At 73.4% G+C, this 14,857-nt stretch carries 16 protein-coding genes; 11 read left to right on the top strand and 5 right to left on the bottom strand.

Annotated elements, in window-relative coordinates; all coding sequences use genetic code 11:
* The first annotated feature begins 122 nt into the window (after positions 1-122).
* Positions 123-485, top strand: coding sequence for a hypothetical protein (locus ABT095_RS07755; RefSeq protein ID WP_350528402.1), 363 nt, complete (start codon positions 123-125; stop codon positions 483-485).
* Between the two features lie 220 nt (positions 486-705).
* Here the strand turns inward: ABT095_RS07755 and ABT095_RS07750 are convergent, their stop codons facing one another.
* A complete protein-coding gene (locus ABT095_RS07750) occupies positions 706-1,845 on the bottom strand; it encodes a PucR-like N-terminal domain-containing protein (protein ID WP_350528401.1) in 1,140 nt (379 codons plus the stop codon).
* Positions 1,846-1,977: 132 nt separating this feature from the next.
* On the opposite strand from ABT095_RS07750, the gene ABT095_RS07745 reads away from it, so the two are divergent.
* Positions 1,978-2,988: a ferredoxin reductase gene (locus ABT095_RS07745; RefSeq protein ID WP_350528508.1), complete on the top strand. Its 1,011-nt coding sequence runs from the start codon at positions 1,978-1,980 to the stop codon at positions 2,986-2,988.
* Positions 2,989-2,995: 7 nt separating this feature from the next.
* Positions 2,996-4,114: a fatty acid desaturase family protein gene (locus ABT095_RS07740; protein ID WP_350528400.1), complete on the top strand. Its 1,119-nt coding sequence runs from the start codon at positions 2,996-2,998 to the stop codon at positions 4,112-4,114.
* 13 nt (positions 4,115-4,127) lie between these two features.
* Here ABT095_RS07740 and ABT095_RS07735 read toward each other — a convergent pair whose 3' ends face one another.
* The gene (locus tag ABT095_RS07735; protein ID WP_350528399.1) at positions 4,128-5,033 is read right to left on the bottom strand and encodes a LysR family transcriptional regulator; all 906 of its coding nucleotides are present in this window, start codon (positions 5,031-5,033) and stop codon (positions 4,128-4,130) included.
* Between the two features lie 171 nt (positions 5,034-5,204).
* Here ABT095_RS07735 and ABT095_RS07730 point away from each other — a divergent pair, with 171 nt between their 5' ends.
* From ABT095_RS07730 to ABT095_RS07715, 4 genes are all read left to right on the top strand, one after another.
* Complete coding sequence (locus ABT095_RS07730) at positions 5,205-5,903, top strand: type 1 glutamine amidotransferase domain-containing protein (RefSeq protein ID WP_350528398.1); 699 nt, start codon at positions 5,205-5,207, stop codon at positions 5,901-5,903.
* A 104-nt stretch (positions 5,904-6,007) separates the two neighbouring features.
* On the top strand, positions 6,008-7,021 hold the full coding sequence (locus ABT095_RS07725) for an NADP-dependent oxidoreductase (protein WP_350528397.1): 1,014 nt from the start codon (positions 6,008-6,010) through the stop codon (positions 7,019-7,021).
* Positions 7,022-7,075: 54 nt separating this feature from the next.
* Positions 7,076-8,428 carry an aldehyde dehydrogenase family protein gene (locus ABT095_RS07720; protein WP_350528396.1) on the top strand — a complete coding sequence of 451 codons (1,353 nt, stop codon included), beginning with the start codon at positions 7,076-7,078 and terminating at the stop codon, positions 8,426-8,428.
* A 68-nt stretch (positions 8,429-8,496) separates the two neighbouring features.
* A complete protein-coding gene (locus ABT095_RS07715) occupies positions 8,497-9,051 on the top strand; it encodes a hypothetical protein (protein WP_350528395.1) in 555 nt (184 codons plus the stop codon).
* 114 nt (positions 9,052-9,165) lie between these two features.
* Here ABT095_RS07715 and ABT095_RS07710 read toward each other — a convergent pair whose 3' ends face one another.
* Both ABT095_RS07710 and ABT095_RS07705 read right to left on the bottom strand, forming a co-directional pair.
* The gene (locus ABT095_RS07710) at positions 9,166-9,912 is read right to left on the bottom strand and encodes an aminoacyl-tRNA hydrolase (protein ID WP_502884833.1); all 747 of its coding nucleotides are present in this window, start codon (positions 9,910-9,912) and stop codon (positions 9,166-9,168) included.
* Between the two features lie 45 nt (positions 9,913-9,957).
* A complete protein-coding gene (locus ABT095_RS07705) occupies positions 9,958-10,899 on the bottom strand; it encodes a hypothetical protein (protein ID WP_350528394.1) in 942 nt (313 codons plus the stop codon).
* Between the two features lie 116 nt (positions 10,900-11,015).
* On the opposite strand from ABT095_RS07705, the gene ABT095_RS07700 reads away from it, so the two are divergent.
* From ABT095_RS07700 to ABT095_RS07685, 4 genes are all read left to right on the top strand, one after another.
* Entirely contained in the window at positions 11,016-11,612 is a 597-nt protein-coding gene (locus ABT095_RS07700; protein ID WP_350528393.1) for a S1 RNA-binding domain-containing protein, read from the top strand.
* Between the two features lie 13 nt (positions 11,613-11,625).
* A complete protein-coding gene (locus ABT095_RS07695) occupies positions 11,626-11,997 on the top strand; it encodes a YbjQ family protein (RefSeq protein WP_350528392.1) in 372 nt (123 codons plus the stop codon).
* Between the two features lie 69 nt (positions 11,998-12,066).
* A complete protein-coding gene (locus ABT095_RS07690; protein ID WP_350528391.1) occupies positions 12,067-13,143 on the top strand; it encodes an FAD-dependent oxidoreductase in 1,077 nt (358 codons plus the stop codon).
* A 230-nt stretch (positions 13,144-13,373) separates the two neighbouring features.
* A complete protein-coding gene (locus tag ABT095_RS07685; RefSeq protein ID WP_350528390.1) occupies positions 13,374-14,279 on the top strand; it encodes a hypothetical protein in 906 nt (301 codons plus the stop codon).
* A gap of 27 nt (positions 14,280-14,306) precedes the next feature.
* On the opposite strand, the gene ABT095_RS07680 is transcribed toward ABT095_RS07685, so the two are convergent.
* Positions 14,307-14,795 (bottom strand): phosphatase domain-containing putative toxin, encoded by a 489-nt coding sequence (locus tag ABT095_RS07680; protein WP_350528389.1) that lies wholly within the window; start codon positions 14,793-14,795, stop codon positions 14,307-14,309.
* Between the last annotated feature and the right edge of the window lie 62 nt (positions 14,796-14,857).

Here is a 14,857-nt window from a genome sequence, read left to right as displayed (position 1 = left end):
ATGCCGCCGGCATGGCGTGCTTGTGGCGTGTATACGGCATGGTTCCAACGATCGAGCCGCCATAGCGTTCCCCTCGCCACCAGCCGTCCGGCTGGGTTCCGGCGTTCGGAAGGGGAAGTTCGATGAGCAGGATCATGCGGACCGTCGCTGCGGTCGCGTGCGCCACGGGTGCCATCACCGCGGCCGGTGTCGGCAACGCCCAGGCGGTCGACTACTACCAGGGGTGCCCGTCGGGGGCCGTCTGCATCTACCCGGCGGGCACGGGGTGGAACGGCGGCCACCCGTCCGACTTCTACTACAGCTACGGGGCCCACAACCTCAGCAACATGAACGGCACGCACCGCGTCTTCAACAACCAGACCGGTGGCGCGACCATGCAGACCTGCACGGGGTGGAACGGCACCGGCTGCCAGGGCTACCTGCTGGCGTTCACCTACATGGACAAGGACATGACGCCGATCAACTCGATCGTCCTCAACCCCTGAGTACCGGGAGTGCCCGCGGGCCTCGGCCGGCGGGCACTCCTACTCGCGGGCCTTGGCCGGCCCCTAGACCAGGACGCCCAGGCTCTCGACCAGCCCGCACCTGTCGCAATCTCCAGGCCTGGCTGCTCGCACAGAGGCGCTGCTCTCCAGATGCCGGCGAGTGTCGGCGTACCGCTCGGGCAAGGCGGCCGGACACGGTCATGGACGGTCGAGGTACGGGTCAGCCGAGCCGCAGGCCCACCGCCAGGGTCAGTTCGAGGACCCGTTGCGGCGAGGCGAGGTCCGGGAACAGCTCCCGCAGCTGCGACATCCGGTACCGGACCGTCTGGGGGTGGACGATCAACGCCGCCGCCACCTCGTCCCGCCTGCCCTGGTGCAGCAGCCACTCCCGCAGCGTCTCCTCCAGCCGCCGCGCGGTCGCGACGGACAAGGCCTGCAACGGTGCGAGGGCCCGGGCGCGCAGATCGGCGAACGCCTCCACGTCGGCGCTCAGCACCAGCTCGGGCAGATGGGCCTCGGTGTCGCGGATCTCAGCCGAAAGGGAGCGCGCCCGGGCGGCCCGGGCGTACGAGGCCGACGCCCGCGTCCACGGCCGGGCCGGGCCGACCACGGCGGTGCGGTCGGTCAGCTGTCGCAGGAGGTGCGGCCGGTCGGCATCCGGGACGAGCAGCAGACCGGTGGCGTCGGTCAGGTCGTCGAGGACGAGAGTGCTCGGATCGAGCACGCGGTGGGCCGACCGGGCCTGGGCCGCGGGCAGCAGGACCGCGGTCAGCGAAACCGGTGGCTGCCACCCGGCCCGCTGCGCGGAGGCGAGCAGCACCTCCGGGCTCGCGCCGGCGAGGAGGTCACGGGCCAGGTGTTCCAGGTGGCGCTCGTGCGCCCTGCCCCGGGCGGCCAGTTCGTCGGCATGGCCGGCGGCGCTCGCGGCGGAGAGCTCGTCGATGTAGGCGAAGGTCAGCTCGGCGAACCTGGCCACCTCGGCGGCGGGCAGACCCGCGGGTACGGCACCCGCCGCCAGGCACCGCCAGGCCACGCGGGCACCGACGCGGTAGGCGCTGAGCAGCGCATCCATCGAACGGCCGTCGCGCACCTCGCCGCGGCCCAGCTCGTAGGCCGCGTCACCGGCGTCGCCACCGGTGGCGTTCCCGCTCGCGAGGTCCAGGTAGTCCCCGAGGGCGGTGCGGACGGCCCGGCGGATGGTCTCGCCCATGCGGCCCGAAAGCGCGTTGGCGTAGGAAGGGACTTCGTCGATGATCGCCTGGACGACTTCGTCGGCGGTGGCCGTCAGCGCGCCCCGGAGCGCGGTGACCGTCGTCTCGTCCAGGACCGGTTCGCCGGCCTTACGGATTGCATGGCTCACGTTTCTGTTCCCTGCGAACAATTCAGCCGAGCAGATTTACGTCCTACGGTCAGGACTTTACGCCCCAAAGCGCAGCAAGCTGGGGTCATGACGAGCGCAGCCCTCCGCAGCAGGGCATGGAAGCTGCTGGAGATGGTCACGACGCCGCTGCTGCCGTCGGACTACCTCGACCTGGTCAGCCCGCTGCGTGCGGGCGCCGACCTTCGTGGGCGCATCGAGGCCGTGCACCCCGAGACGGGTGACACCGCGACGATCGTGATCAGGCCGGGACGGGGCTGGCGCGGCCACACCGCCGGTCAGTACGTGCGGGTCGGGGTCGACGTCGACGGGAGGCGGCTGTGGCGGTCCTACTCGCTCACCTCGCCGACGGACCGCCCGGACGGCCGCATCACGATCACCGTGAAGGCGATCCCGGACGGCAAGGTCAGCAGCCACCTGGTCCGCAGGGCGACCCCGGGCACCCTGGTCCAGCTCGACCAGCCGGCCGGTGACTTCGTGCTGCCGCGGGCCAGGCCCGCCAAGGTGCTCTACCTGACGGCCGGCAGCGGCATCACGCCCGTGATGGGCATGCTGCGCGACATCGAGTTGGACGACGTCGTCATGGTCCACTGCGCGCCGCAGCCGCAGGACGTGATCTTCCGCAACGAACTGCACGACCTGGTCGCGGCGGGGAGGCTGCGCCTCACCGAGGTGCACACCGACACGGACGGCAGGCTCGACATCGCCCGCCTCGCCGAACTCGTACCCGACTGGGCCGAGCGCGAGACCTGGGCCTGCGGGCCCGCGGGCCTGCTCGACGCCGCAGAGGCGCACTGGGCCGAGCACGGCGTCCGGGAGCGCCTGCACACCGAACGCTTCCGCCCCGACATCGTGGTGGCCGGCGTCGGCGGCGAGGTCACCTTCAGCACCACCGGCAGGACCGTCGCCGCGGACGGCGCCACACCGCTGCTGGACGTCGGCGAGGAGGCCGGCGTGCTCATGCCCTCCGGGTGCCGCACGGGCATCTGCTTCGGCTGCGTCACGCCGCTCAAGGCGGGCGCCGTCCGCGACCTGCGCACCGGCGAAGTCACCGAGGCCGAGCCGGGCGTCCTCATCCAGACCTGCGTGTCCGCCGCGGCGGGCCCCTGCGACATCGAACGGTAGAGCCGCTTTGACTGCCATCGACCCCACCGCCCACCTGACCGCGGAACAGATCGAGGAGCTCGGCCGCGAGCTGGACGCGATCCGCGACGCGGTGCTCGCCGACCGCGGCGAGCAGGACGCCGCCTACATCCGCAAGGTCATCGCGGCGCAGCGGAAGCTCGAGCTGGTCAGCAGGGGCGTGCTGCTGTTCTCGTTCTTCCCGCCCGCGTGGCTGCTGGGCACCGCCGGTCTGTCCGTGGCGAAGATCATGGACAACATGGAGATCGGCCACAACGTCCTGCACGGCCAGTGGGACTGGATGCGGGATCCGAAGATCCACTCCACCACCTGGGAGTGGGACCACGTCTCGCCGTCCGATCAGTGGAAGCACTCGCACAACGACCTGCACCACACGTACACCAACGTGATCGGCAAGGACAACGACCTCGGCTACGGCATCATGCGCGTCGACGAGGACCAGAAGTGGCACCCGTTCCACCTCGGCCAGCCGCTGTGGAACTTCGTGAACGCCTGCTTCTTCGAGTACGGCATCGCCGCGTACGACCTGGAGCTCGGCAAGAACCTGGACAAGCGCCGCCGCAAGGACCCGGAGTTCCGCGCGCGGGCCAGGGCCGTGGGCCGCAAGATCCGCAAGCAGGTGCTGAAGGACTACGTGATCCATCCGCTGCTGTCGGGCCCGGCGTTCCTCTCCACGCTCGCCGCCACGTTCACCGCGAACGTCGTCCGCAACGTCTGGTCCCACTCGGTGATCATGTGCGGGCACTTCCCCGAGGGCGTACAGGTCTTCGAGCGCCGGTCGATCGAGGGCGAGACGCGCGGCCAGTGGTACCTGCGCCAGATGATGGGCTCGGCGAACATCAGCGGCAGCCGGGCCATGCACTTCATGTCCGGCAACCTGTCGCACCAGATCGAGCACCACCTCTTCCCGGACCTGCCGAGCAACCGGTACGCCGAGGTCGCCGTGAAGGTGCGCGCGCTGTTCGCGAAGTACGAGCTGGAGTACGTCACCGGGCCGCTGCCCAAGCAGGTGTTCTCCGCCTGGCGCAAGGTCGTCCGGCTCTCCCTGCCGAACCGGAAACCCAAGGCCGAGGCACCGGCCCTCGAGCAGGAGCTCGTCGCGGCCTGATCCCCGGTGTCGGTCAGGTGCTTCGCCAGCGCTTCGCCGCGGCCAGCAGTCGGTCCCGTACCAGGGTGACGTGGGGGTTGGCGGGTGGCCCCGGACGCTCGACCAGGTAGGCGGTGTTGATCGGCGGATCGGCCGGCCGGTGCAGCAACCGCAGGGCGCCGGAGGCGAGTTCGGCGCGGCACAGGTAGCTGGGGAGGACTGCCCAGCCGGCTCCGGCGGCGGCCGCGGCGAGTACACCGCGCAGGTCGGGGACGGTGACGGCGGCCTGGGCCCGGAGGCGGTGGCCGAAGACGTGGCGCCAGTAGCGGCGCGCGATGGGGAGGTCCTCGGCGTACGCCACCAGCGGCAGGTGGTCCAGGGCCTCCGGCAGTCGAGCTCCCGCGAGCCGGTCGGCCCAGGCCGGGGCGGCGACCAGGACGAACTCCTCGTCGGCGAGCGGTTCGGCGTGCAGTGACCGGCCGCGCGGCCGCCGGGTGGCGACCACCAGGTCGTGGCGGCCTGCCTGCAGCTCGTCGAGCAGCGGGTCCGTCAGCCCGGCGACGACGCGCAGCCGCACCCCTTGGGCCGTGAGCGGCGCGAGTACGCCCAGCAGGACGGTGCTCAGGAACTCCGCCGGGCCGGCCAGGTGCACGGGCTGCGGTGCACGCTCGGGCCCGGCACCCGCCACGTCCGCGAGGCGGTCGAGCGGGTCCGCCAGGCGGGCGGCGAGTTCGTCCGCGTGCGGGAGCGGGGCGACACCGCGAGGGCGGCGCTCGAACAGCTCACGCCCGAGCCGCTGCTCCAGGGCCCGCATCTGCGCGGTGACCGTCGGCTGGGAGAGACCGAGCTGCCGCGCGGCCGCGGTGAAGGAGCCCGTCCGGTGGACCGCCAGGAACGTGCGGAGCTGGTTCAGGTCCAGCGGGGGATCCGTCTCACTCATGGTCCGATCGTAGCCATTCGAATACCGATGGCAGGCATCAGCTTTCCTATTGGCAGCAGATACTTGAGTTGGTCTACCTTCGACAACATGAAAGTTACTGACGTTGTGAGTCCACTTCGTCAGGAGGTGCACACCGTCAGCGCGTGCACGGCCGAACCCCGGAGACCGCAGATGTCGAAGAAGATCCTGTTCGTGATGACCGGCGTCGATCACTGGACGCTCGCCGACGATACCAAGCACCCGACCGGGTACTGGGCCGAGGAGGCCGCCGCGCCGTACCAGGCGTTCAAGGCCGCGGGCCACACCGTCACGGTGGCCACCCCGGGCGGCGTCGTGCCGACCGTCGACGCCGGCAGCCTCGCGCCGCAGGTCAACGGCGGCGAGGAGGGCGCGCAGCGGATCGCGGAGATCCTCGGCTCGTTCACCGAGCTCGACACCCCGGTCGCACTGGCGGACGTCGACCTCGACGACTTCGACGCCGTCTTCTACCCCGGTGGCCACGGCCCGATGGAGGACCTGGCCGTCGACGCCACCTCCGGTCGGCTGCTGACCCGGGCGCTCAAGTCGGGCAAGCCGCTCGGCGTCGTCTGCCACGCCCCGGCCGCCCTGCTGGCCGCGGTCGAGGAGGACGGCGGCAACTCCTTCCGGGGGTACCGGGTGGCGGCGTTCACCAACGCCGAGGAGACCCAGGCCGGCCTCGCCGCCAAGGCCAAGTGGCTCCTGGAGACCCGCCTGGTCGAGGCCGGCGTCGACGTCCGGGCCGGCGAGCCGTGGGCCCCGAACGTGGTCGTCGACCGCAACCTGGTCACCGGCCAGAACCCCGCCTCCTCCGCCCCGCTCGCCGCCGAGCTGCTGGCGAAGCTGGCCTGACGTGCCCGCTGCCGACCGCGCCGACGCCCGCCGCCTCGGGCTCGCGAACCGTCGCTGAGCACGAGCCCCCCACCTGTACGTCCCACCTGATCCGAGGTACCACCATGACCTTCACCAGCCGCGAATGGCAGCTCACCTCCCGCCCGGTCGGCGAGCCCGCCCCCGCCGACTTCGCCCTCGTCACCGCTGCCGTGCCCGAGCCGGGCCCCGGGCAGATCGTGGTCCGCAACACCTGGCTCTCGGTCGACCCGTACATGCGCGGCCGGATGAACGAAGGCCCCTCCTACATCCCGCAGTTCGAGCTGGGCGAGACCATGACGGGCAGCGCCGTCGGCGTGGTCGTCGCCTCCGGGGCCGACGGCCTGCCGCTCGGCGCCACCGTGGCCCACTTCGCCGGCTGGCGCGAGTACGCGCTGCTGGACGCCGCCGCGGCGCAGGTGCTCGACACCGCCCTCGCCCCGGCCCAGGCCTACCTCGGCGTGCTCGGCACCACCGGCCTGACCGCCTACGCGAGCCTCAAGGACACCGCCCCGGTCCGCGAGGGCGACGTCGTCTTCGTCTCCGGCGCGGCCGGAGCCGTCGGCTCGATCGCCGGCCAGCTGGCCAAGAAGCTCGGCGCCGCCAAGGTCATCGGCTCGGCCGGCGGCCCGGAGAAGGCCCGGCGCCTGGTCGAGGACTACGGCTACGACAAGGCCGTCGACTACCGCGCCGGCGACCTGCCCGGCCGGCTGGCCAAGGCCGCGCCGGCCGGCATCGACGTCTACCTCGACAACGTCGGCGGCGACCACCTCCAGGCCGCCCTCGGTGCGATGAACCTGAACGGCCGCGTCGCCCTGATCGGCGCCATCTCCGTCTACAACGCCACCGAACTGCCGCCCGGCCCGAACAACCTCCCGCTCGCCATCGGCAAGCGGATCACCCTGCGCGGTATGAACGTCGGCGACCACTTCGGCCTGGTCCCCGAGTACGTCGCCCAGGCCGCGGGCTGGCTGAAGGACGGCTCGCTGCGCGCGGACGAGACCGTCGTGGACGGCATCGAGCACACCCTCGACGCCTTCCTCTCGATGATGCGCGGCGGCAACACGGGCAAGATGCTCGTCCGTCTCGCCCAGAACTGACCGTACCCTCCGCTCGTACGGACCTCCCGCCCCCCGTCACACCGAGGTGCCACCATGAACACGCCCGAGACGCCCGTCGAAGCCCCCTTCGACGCACCCGAGGCCGCCCGGCTGGTCGCCCGCCTGCGCGCCACCCACCGCAGCGGCCGCACCCGGCCGCTGGCCTGGCGCACCGATCAACTGACCCGGCTGCGTGCCCTGTTGACGGAGAACCGCGAGGCCCTCGCGGACGCCCTCCAGGCCGACCTGGGCAAGCCGCGTACCGAGGCCTACGGCGCCGAGATCGACCTCCCCGTCCGCGAGATCGACCACACCCTCGCCCACCTGGAGCAGTGGCTCGCCCCGCAGCAGCTGCCCGCCGAGGAGCTGGCCGGGCTGCCGGAGGGCACCACGGCCGGCACCCAGTACGACCCGCTGGGCACCGTCCTGGTCATCGCGCCCTGGAACTACCCGGTGCAGCTGCTCCTGGTGCCGGTCGCCGGGGCCCTGGCGGCCGGCAACACGGTGGTCGCCAAGCCGAGCGAGCTGGCGCCCGCGACCTCCGCTCTGATGGCCCGGCTCATCCCGGCCTACCTGGACACCGAGGCGGTCGCCGTCGTCGAGGGCGCCGTTCCCGAGACCACCGCCCTGCTGGCGCAGCGCTTCGACCACATCTTCTACACCGGCAACGGCGCGGTCGGCCGGGTTGTGATGCGGGCCGCCGCCGAGCACCTGACACCCGTCACCCTCGAACTCGGCGGCAAGTCGCCGGTGTTCGTCGACCGCGGGGCGGACGTGGAGACCGTCGCCCGGCGGCTGGCCGAGTCCAAGTTCCGCAACGCCGGGCAGACCTGCGTCGCCCCCGACTACGTGCTCACCGACGCCCGGACGGCGGCGGCCCTGGCGGAGGCGCTGGAGCGCGCGGTGAAGGCCGTGTACGGCGACGACCCGCAGACCTCAGGGGGCTACGGACGGATCGTCAACGAGCGGCACTTCGACCGCGTCCGCGCCCTGCTCGGCTCCGGCCGCACCGCCTTCGGCGGCCGCACCGACCGCGCGGACCGCTACATCGAGCCCACCGTCCTGCTCGACGTGCAGCCGGACGAGCCGGTGATGCAGGAGGAGATCTTCGGCCCCGTCCTGCCGATCGTCACCGTCGCCGACCTGACCGAGGCGATCGACTTCATCAACGACCGCGACAAGCCGCTCGCCCTCTACGCGTTCACCGAGGACGAGTCCACCCGCCGCCGCCTGGCTGCCGAGACCTCCAGCGGCGGCCTCGGCTTCGGCCTGCCGATGGCCCACCTCCGGGTACCGGCCCTGCCGTTCGGCGGCGTCGGCGAGAGCGGCATGGGCAACTACCACGGCCCGCACTCGATCGCCGCGTTCAGCCACCGCAAGGCCCGCCTGGACGTCCCCCTGGGCTGAGCGGCGGGCCCGCTCCCCTCCTACGGCAGTGGGGATCTACTTAGCCAAGGCTAAGCTAATATCTCCGAGTGAGCGCTCCGATTCCCCACTGCCGCTGCGGCACCGACGACCTCCACCGAACCATCCGGCGTGTCGCCGCGGTCTGCATCGGCTGGTACGCCGTCATCCTCGCGTCCCAGCACGCGCATCCCGGGCCGGACGTCCGGGCGGCGGCGCTCGGCGTCCACCTGGTGAGCCTGGCGGTCGGCTTCGGCGCGGTGCTCGCCGTCGACGGCATGGGCCTCGCGGTCCTGGCAGGCCGCACCAAGCTGTCGACCCTGCTCGCCTTCTCCGCCCGTGCGGAACGGCTGATCTGGACCGGATTCCTCGGCCTCGCCCTCTCCGGCGTCGCCCTGCAACCGGACTTCGGCAGCCACTGGACGGCCGTCAACCTGACCGCCGCCCTGATCGCCGCCGTCAACGGCGTCCTCGCCCACCGACTGCGCACCACCCTCCCCGCCACCACCGCAGCAAGCCACTGGCGGGACCTGCCCACCTCCTACCTCTGGCGGGCCGGCTACGCGGCGATCGTGTCCCAGCTCGCCTGGTGGACCTCGATCCTGATCGGCACGTTCACGAGCTGACCCCCGCCGCACAGCACCCGGCGCGCCCTGTACCTGCCCGCTCCGGGCCGCACCGCCGGCCTCCGGGGGCGATCCGCACCGCCCTGGGTTGCCCCCACGGGCGAGGGCGGACCGTCAGTGCAGCGCCGGGTGGTCGGCGACCACGGTGCAGCTGCCGGGGGCGATCTCGGTGAAGCCGGCGTCGCGGACGACCGGGAGGCCGGAGGTGGTGAGGGCGGCCCAGGCCTCCGGGGTGGCGGTGCGGACGGCGAGGGGGAAGCCGGCTTCGGACCAGGCCTTGCGGTCGGTGCCGGTCAGGCGCCACCAGGCGAGCTGGGCGGCGTGGCCGGTCTGCGCCATGGTCTTGCCGGCGCTCATCTCGAGCTCCGGGTTGAGCCAGAGCACCGGCAGGCCGGGCTCGGCGGCGGCCGGCGGGGCCGGGTCGTCCAGCTCGGTGCCGGACACCTGGAGCTTGGCCAGCTCCTTGGGCCAGCCGTCCAGCGGCACCGGCGGGAAGACCCGCACCCGGGCCTCCCGCCCGGCCACGGTGATCCCCGGCAGCTCCTGCGCCTTGCGCCACTCCCCGCCGCGAGCCCGCCGCACCACCTTGCGGATCCGGGCGTCCTCCCAGGCCGCGACCAGCTCGGCCCACTCGCCCTCCGGCTCGGTCACCTGGGGGTCGGAGAGCAGCGTGAGCACGGCCCGCGCCGAGGTCTCCAGCGCGTCCGTCCGCTCCGGCGGGGTGGCCTTCTCCAGCCGGACCACCAGCGGCAGCACGTACTGCGGGTTCGCGTCGCGCTCGTTGACGACGGCCTCGGTGCTCGGGGCGCCGAAGGGCGCGTGCGGGGTCTCGGCGGGGGCTTCGGGAGTCGGAGTAGTCACCCCACCAGCATGCCAGCCGCCGCCCCCGCGACGATCACCTGGGTTCTACCGCCGGTAGCCGCGCCCGGGCTCGCGCTCCTCCGCGTCCTCGTAGGTCAGGAACCAGCCCTCGGGGTGGGTCGCGCCGAGCAGGTCCTCGGTCCGGGCCGCCGCGTCGCGCTCCGGGTCGCCGTCGTCCGGGCCGTAGACGCCGAAGAGTTCGTCGGCACAGCCGTCCCAGTCGTAGTCGTAGAGGTCGACCGGCAGGTCGCCCATCATGTCGGCGACGGCCTGCGGCTGGGCGATCAGCAGCTGCCGGGCGTCGGCCAGGGCCAGCCGCAGGGCCACCTCCTCGGCGAGGCAGCGGGGCAGCGGCCACTCACCGAGCGCGAGGTCGTCCGCGAGGTCGTCGAACCCGCGGGCCAGCGAGCGCCGCCAGGCCCGGTGCATGCCCCAGGTCCGCCGCGGCAGCCGGGCGAAGACCGCCCACTCCTGCTCGTCGTCGTCCGTGACCGGGTCGCCCTCGTGCTCCTCGAGGTCGTCGTACGCGGAGTCGGCCAGGGTGATCAGCTGGGTGTGCAGCAGACACGCCGTACGCGGGGTGAGCAGCCAGTCGCCGACCCCGCCGCCGTCCTCGGTCTCCTCGCCCTCCAGCGGGAAGAGCTCGGCGAAGTCCGGGGCGAAGTCGTCGGTGACGCTGATCTCCAGGGTGCCGCCGAGGGCCTCGATCCCGGGGATGGCCGCCGTCAGCCGGTCGGGGTGGAGCAGCGCGCCGAGCGCCGCGTTCGGGTCCTCGGAGACCTCGCGCAGCAGCGCCTCGCGCTGCCCGGCGGCGTCGATCCCGGCGAACTCCAGCTCCTCCACGGCCGCCCGCGCCGCGGCCCGCAGCGCGGGCCAGTCGGTGATGCGGATGCCGAGCACCACCGTCGCCTCGATCTCCTGCGCACCGGAACCACCGGAGTCCTCCGCCGCGCCCGGCCCCTGCGGATGATCACTTCGCTCGCCCATGCGACAAGGCTTTCAAACAGCGGCACCCATGTCCATCAGCTCTGCCGAACCGGAGCACACCACCTTCACCAGGAACGACGCCCCACCCCCGCCCCGCCCGTGCCAGGCTGCCCCTCGTGACCTCTCCCAACGCCCCCACCGACCCCGCCGGTTTCTTCAACGCCACCGCACACCCCGAGCTCTGGGCCTTCCTCAGCAGCCTGCGGCCAGGCCGGCTGCTCACCGGCACGGTGGCCGCGATCGAGCGTTTCGGCGTCTTCGTCCGGCTGGACGAGGGGCCGGACCATCCCGTCTTCCCCGGGGTGGGCTTCCTCACCTACCCCGAACTCTCCTGGCGGCCCTTCGACTCCGTCACCGACGTGGTCGAGGTCGGCCAGCGGGTCACCTGCGAGTTCCTCCAGTTCGACGACTGGAACGGCGAGGCGCGGCTCTCGCTCCGCGCCACCCGGCCCGACCCGTTCCGGCCGTTCGCCGACACCACCGCCGTGGGCGACCGCATCCCGGTCCGGATCACCACGGTGCTCCCCATCGGCGCGGTCGCCGAGGCCGCGCCCTCGGTCCACGGCCTGATCCCGGCCGAGGAGCTCTCCCGTCCGGTCGCCCCGGGCGATGAGATCACCGTCACGGTCACCCTGCTCGACCGGGGCCGGCGGCGACTGCTGCTCTCCGAGCGCTCTCCCGGCGTGGCGCGGTGGCCTGACGCACCGTCGTAAGGATGATGGTGTGATGAGCAATCTGGATGAGTACGGTGGTGGGCCCGGGCCCAACCCGCAGGTTCTGGTGGTCACGACCAACGACGTCCCGGGCTACCGGGTCGAGCGCGTCATCGGCGAGGTCTTCGGCCTCACCGTCCGCAGCCGGCACATCGGCACACAGATCGGCGCCTCCCTCAAGTCCATGCTGGGCGGCGAGCTCCGCGGCCTGACCAAGACCCTGGTCGAGAGCCGCAACCAGGCCATGGAGCGCCTGATCGAGCAGACCCTCGCCCGTGGCGGCAACGCCGTCCTGATGATGCGCTTCGACGTCACCGAGGCCGCGGATCTCGGCACCGAGATCTGCGCGTACGGCACCGCCGCCGTCATCGCCCCGGCCCACTGACCCCTTCCGGACCAGCAGCCCGGCCGGGAACGCCGGGAACACCGACCCCGGCCGCGATGTTTCACCAGTGTGACTGTTGAGCGTGAAACCGATGTCGTGGTGATCGGGGCCGGACAGGCCGGGCTCTCGGCGGCGTACCACCTGCGCCGCCGGGGGTTCGCGCCGTACGACGGCTTCGTGGTGCTGGACGCGGACGGTGCGCCCGGGGGCGCCTGGGCGCACCGCTCGCCCTCGCTGCGGATGGCCACGGTGCACGGGTTCCACGACCTGCCGGACTTCGAGCTCCCGGCGCCCGACCCGGCGGCCCCGGCCCGCGAGGTGGTGCCGGGCTACTTCGCCGCGTACGAGGCCCGGCACGCGCTGCCGGTGATCCGGCCGGTGCACGTCCGCGCGGTGCGCTCGCGCGAGGACGGGCGGCTGCAGATCGAGACGGACCAGGGCCCGTGGACCGCCCGGGCGCTGGTGAACGCGACCGGGACGTGGACCAGGCCGTTCCTGCCGCACTACCCCGGCCACTTCGCCGGCCGGCAGCTGCACTACGCCGACTACCGCGGCCCGGAGGAGTTCGCGGGCAAGCGCGTGGTGGTGGTCGGCGGCGGGGCCTCGGCGATCCAGGTGCTCTCCGAGGTGGCAGCCGTCGGGGAGACGGTGTGGGTCACCCGGACGCCGCCGGTGTTCCGGGACGGTCCGTTCAGCCCGGAGGCCGGGCGGGCGGCGGTGGCGCTGGTCGAGGAGCGGGTGCGGCAGGGACTGCCGGTGCGAAGCGTGGTGAGCGTGACCGGGCTCGGACCGTCCGTCGCCTTCCGCCGGGCCCAGGAGCTGGGCGCGCTGGAGCGGCGCCCGATGTTCGACCGGCTCACCGAGCGCGGCATCGCCTGGGGCGGGACCGAACTCCCCGTCGACGCCATCGTCTGGGCCACCGGCTTCCGCCCCGAGGTCGGCCACCTGGCCCCGCTCGGCCTGCGCGAGCCGGGCGGCGGCATCCGCCTGGCCGGCACCCGTGCCGCCGCGGACCCCCGCATCCACCTGGTCGGCTACGGCCCCTCGGCCTCCACCATCGGCGCCAACCGGGCCGGCCGGGCAGTCGCCAACGAGCTCGTGGCCCTCCTCCGGGGCGCGCCGGAGCACGCCGGACTCCCCGTCTGAGCCTGCCCGGCGAACCGGGCAGGAGCGCGCACCCGGCGGCCCACGCCGTCGGCGCGCGCCACGCCTCCGCTCCCCCTGTCCCAACTCGCCGGAGCCGCCCTAGGCTTGCTCCGCACCCGAACAAGGGGGGTCGACCGCGAGTCCGGGATGACCACCGCCGTCCCGGCCTTCGCCCTGCGCGCTGCGCCCCGAACCAGGCACCGGATCCCCGCAGGCGAGGAGCCCCGCCGATGACCACCGCCGTCACCACCCTGCTCACGCCGTACCACCAGGCCCTGCCCAACGCCCAACGGATCTGGCTCGCCGAGCAGTTGCTGGACGAGTCACTGGCCCGCTGCACCTGCCGCCGGGGTGCGGCCCGGCACGCGCGGGAGGCGGTGCACTCCGCCGCGTTCACCGAGCCCTGCGCACCCGCGGGCGCGAGCCCCGCGGAGCTCCTGACGGCGGGCCGCTACCCGATGCTGTTCCTCCTGGTCGAGGACAGCCCGGCCGAGGAGGCCCGCTCCCTCGCCGAACTCCTGCGCGAGCCCGCCCGCCCCACCGGCCCCGGCCCCGGCCCCGGCCCCGGCCCCGGCAGCGCCAGCGGCACCGGCACCGGCACCGGCGAGGCGCGATCCCAACTCGACGCCCTGCTGGCCGACTTCGAGCAACGCGGCCTCCCCACCGGCCGCCTCCTCGCCCTGCTCGCCGAGCTCTGCTCCGCCGTCGCGGCCGAGTCGGCCACCGACCCCGCCGCTCCCCCGCCCTCCCCCGAACAGCTGCGCCGGCGGCGGATGGGCACCATCGGCACCTACCCGTACCTGGAGTGCTGGCGACTGCTGCACGGGCTGCCCCCGGCCGACCCGGGCACGGCGGCCGGGCGGCTCACCGACGCGGCGGTGGAGGCGGTCTACCTGGCCGACGACCTGCTCCGGGCCGACGGCGGTCCGGGCCTGGTCCGCGAGGCTGCCGTCACCCGCTACAACGAACTCGTCCACGAGCTGGCCACCGCCCCGAGCGGCCCCTACCCCGGCCTGCTCGCCCGGGTCGTGGACGGCCGTCTCACCGTCCACCGCGACCTCGCCGCCGCCCGCCGGCCGGGCGCGCCACCGGCCCTGACGGACCGCCTGCACCGGGTGGCGGAAGCCTGGGCCTGACCGGGCGGACGTACGTCAGGCCGTACGTCAGGCAGGTTCGAGCAGGCCCGTCGTCCACTCGCGCTGCTCGGCGGTGTCGGGCACGGCGAGGCCTCGCGCCCGCTCGATCCGCTGCCAGGCGGTGTCCGGGTCGGTGCCGTTCAGGATGAGGAGCCCGGCCGCGAGCAGCGACGAGCGGCCGATGCCGGCCCGGCAGTGGGTGACGATGTGCGCGCCCTCGCGCAGCCGCCCGGCCAGACCGTGCAGGGCGGGCAGGACCGCGCGGTGCTCGGGGACGGTGCGGTCGGGAATCGGGATCGCGACGAACTCCAGTCCGGCCGCCTCGGCGGCACGCGGTTCGTCGGTGAGGCCGAGCTCCTGGAGCTCGGGCCCGGTCAGCGCGCAGACCAGGATGTCGACGCCGCAGTACTTCAGCGCGGCCATCTCGTCCTCGAGCCAGTCGTTGCCGCGAGGCCGGGCCATGGTGCTCAGCCGCCCGGGGCCGGGCAGGTCGATGGTGAAGAGCGAGGGTCGCATGTCGGCGAGCGCTTTCGGTCGTCAGGGTTCGGTGAGCACCGACGGACGGAGGTGGAGCGCCG

Origin of the sequence: Kitasatospora sp. NPDC002227, from assembly GCF_040296285.1 — a bacterium.
In the GTDB taxonomy this organism is placed as follows: domain Bacteria; phylum Actinomycetota; class Actinomycetes; order Streptomycetales; family Streptomycetaceae; genus Kitasatospora.
Note: the sequence above shows the minus strand (reverse complement) of the source record. Positions and strands in the feature narration are given on the sequence as shown.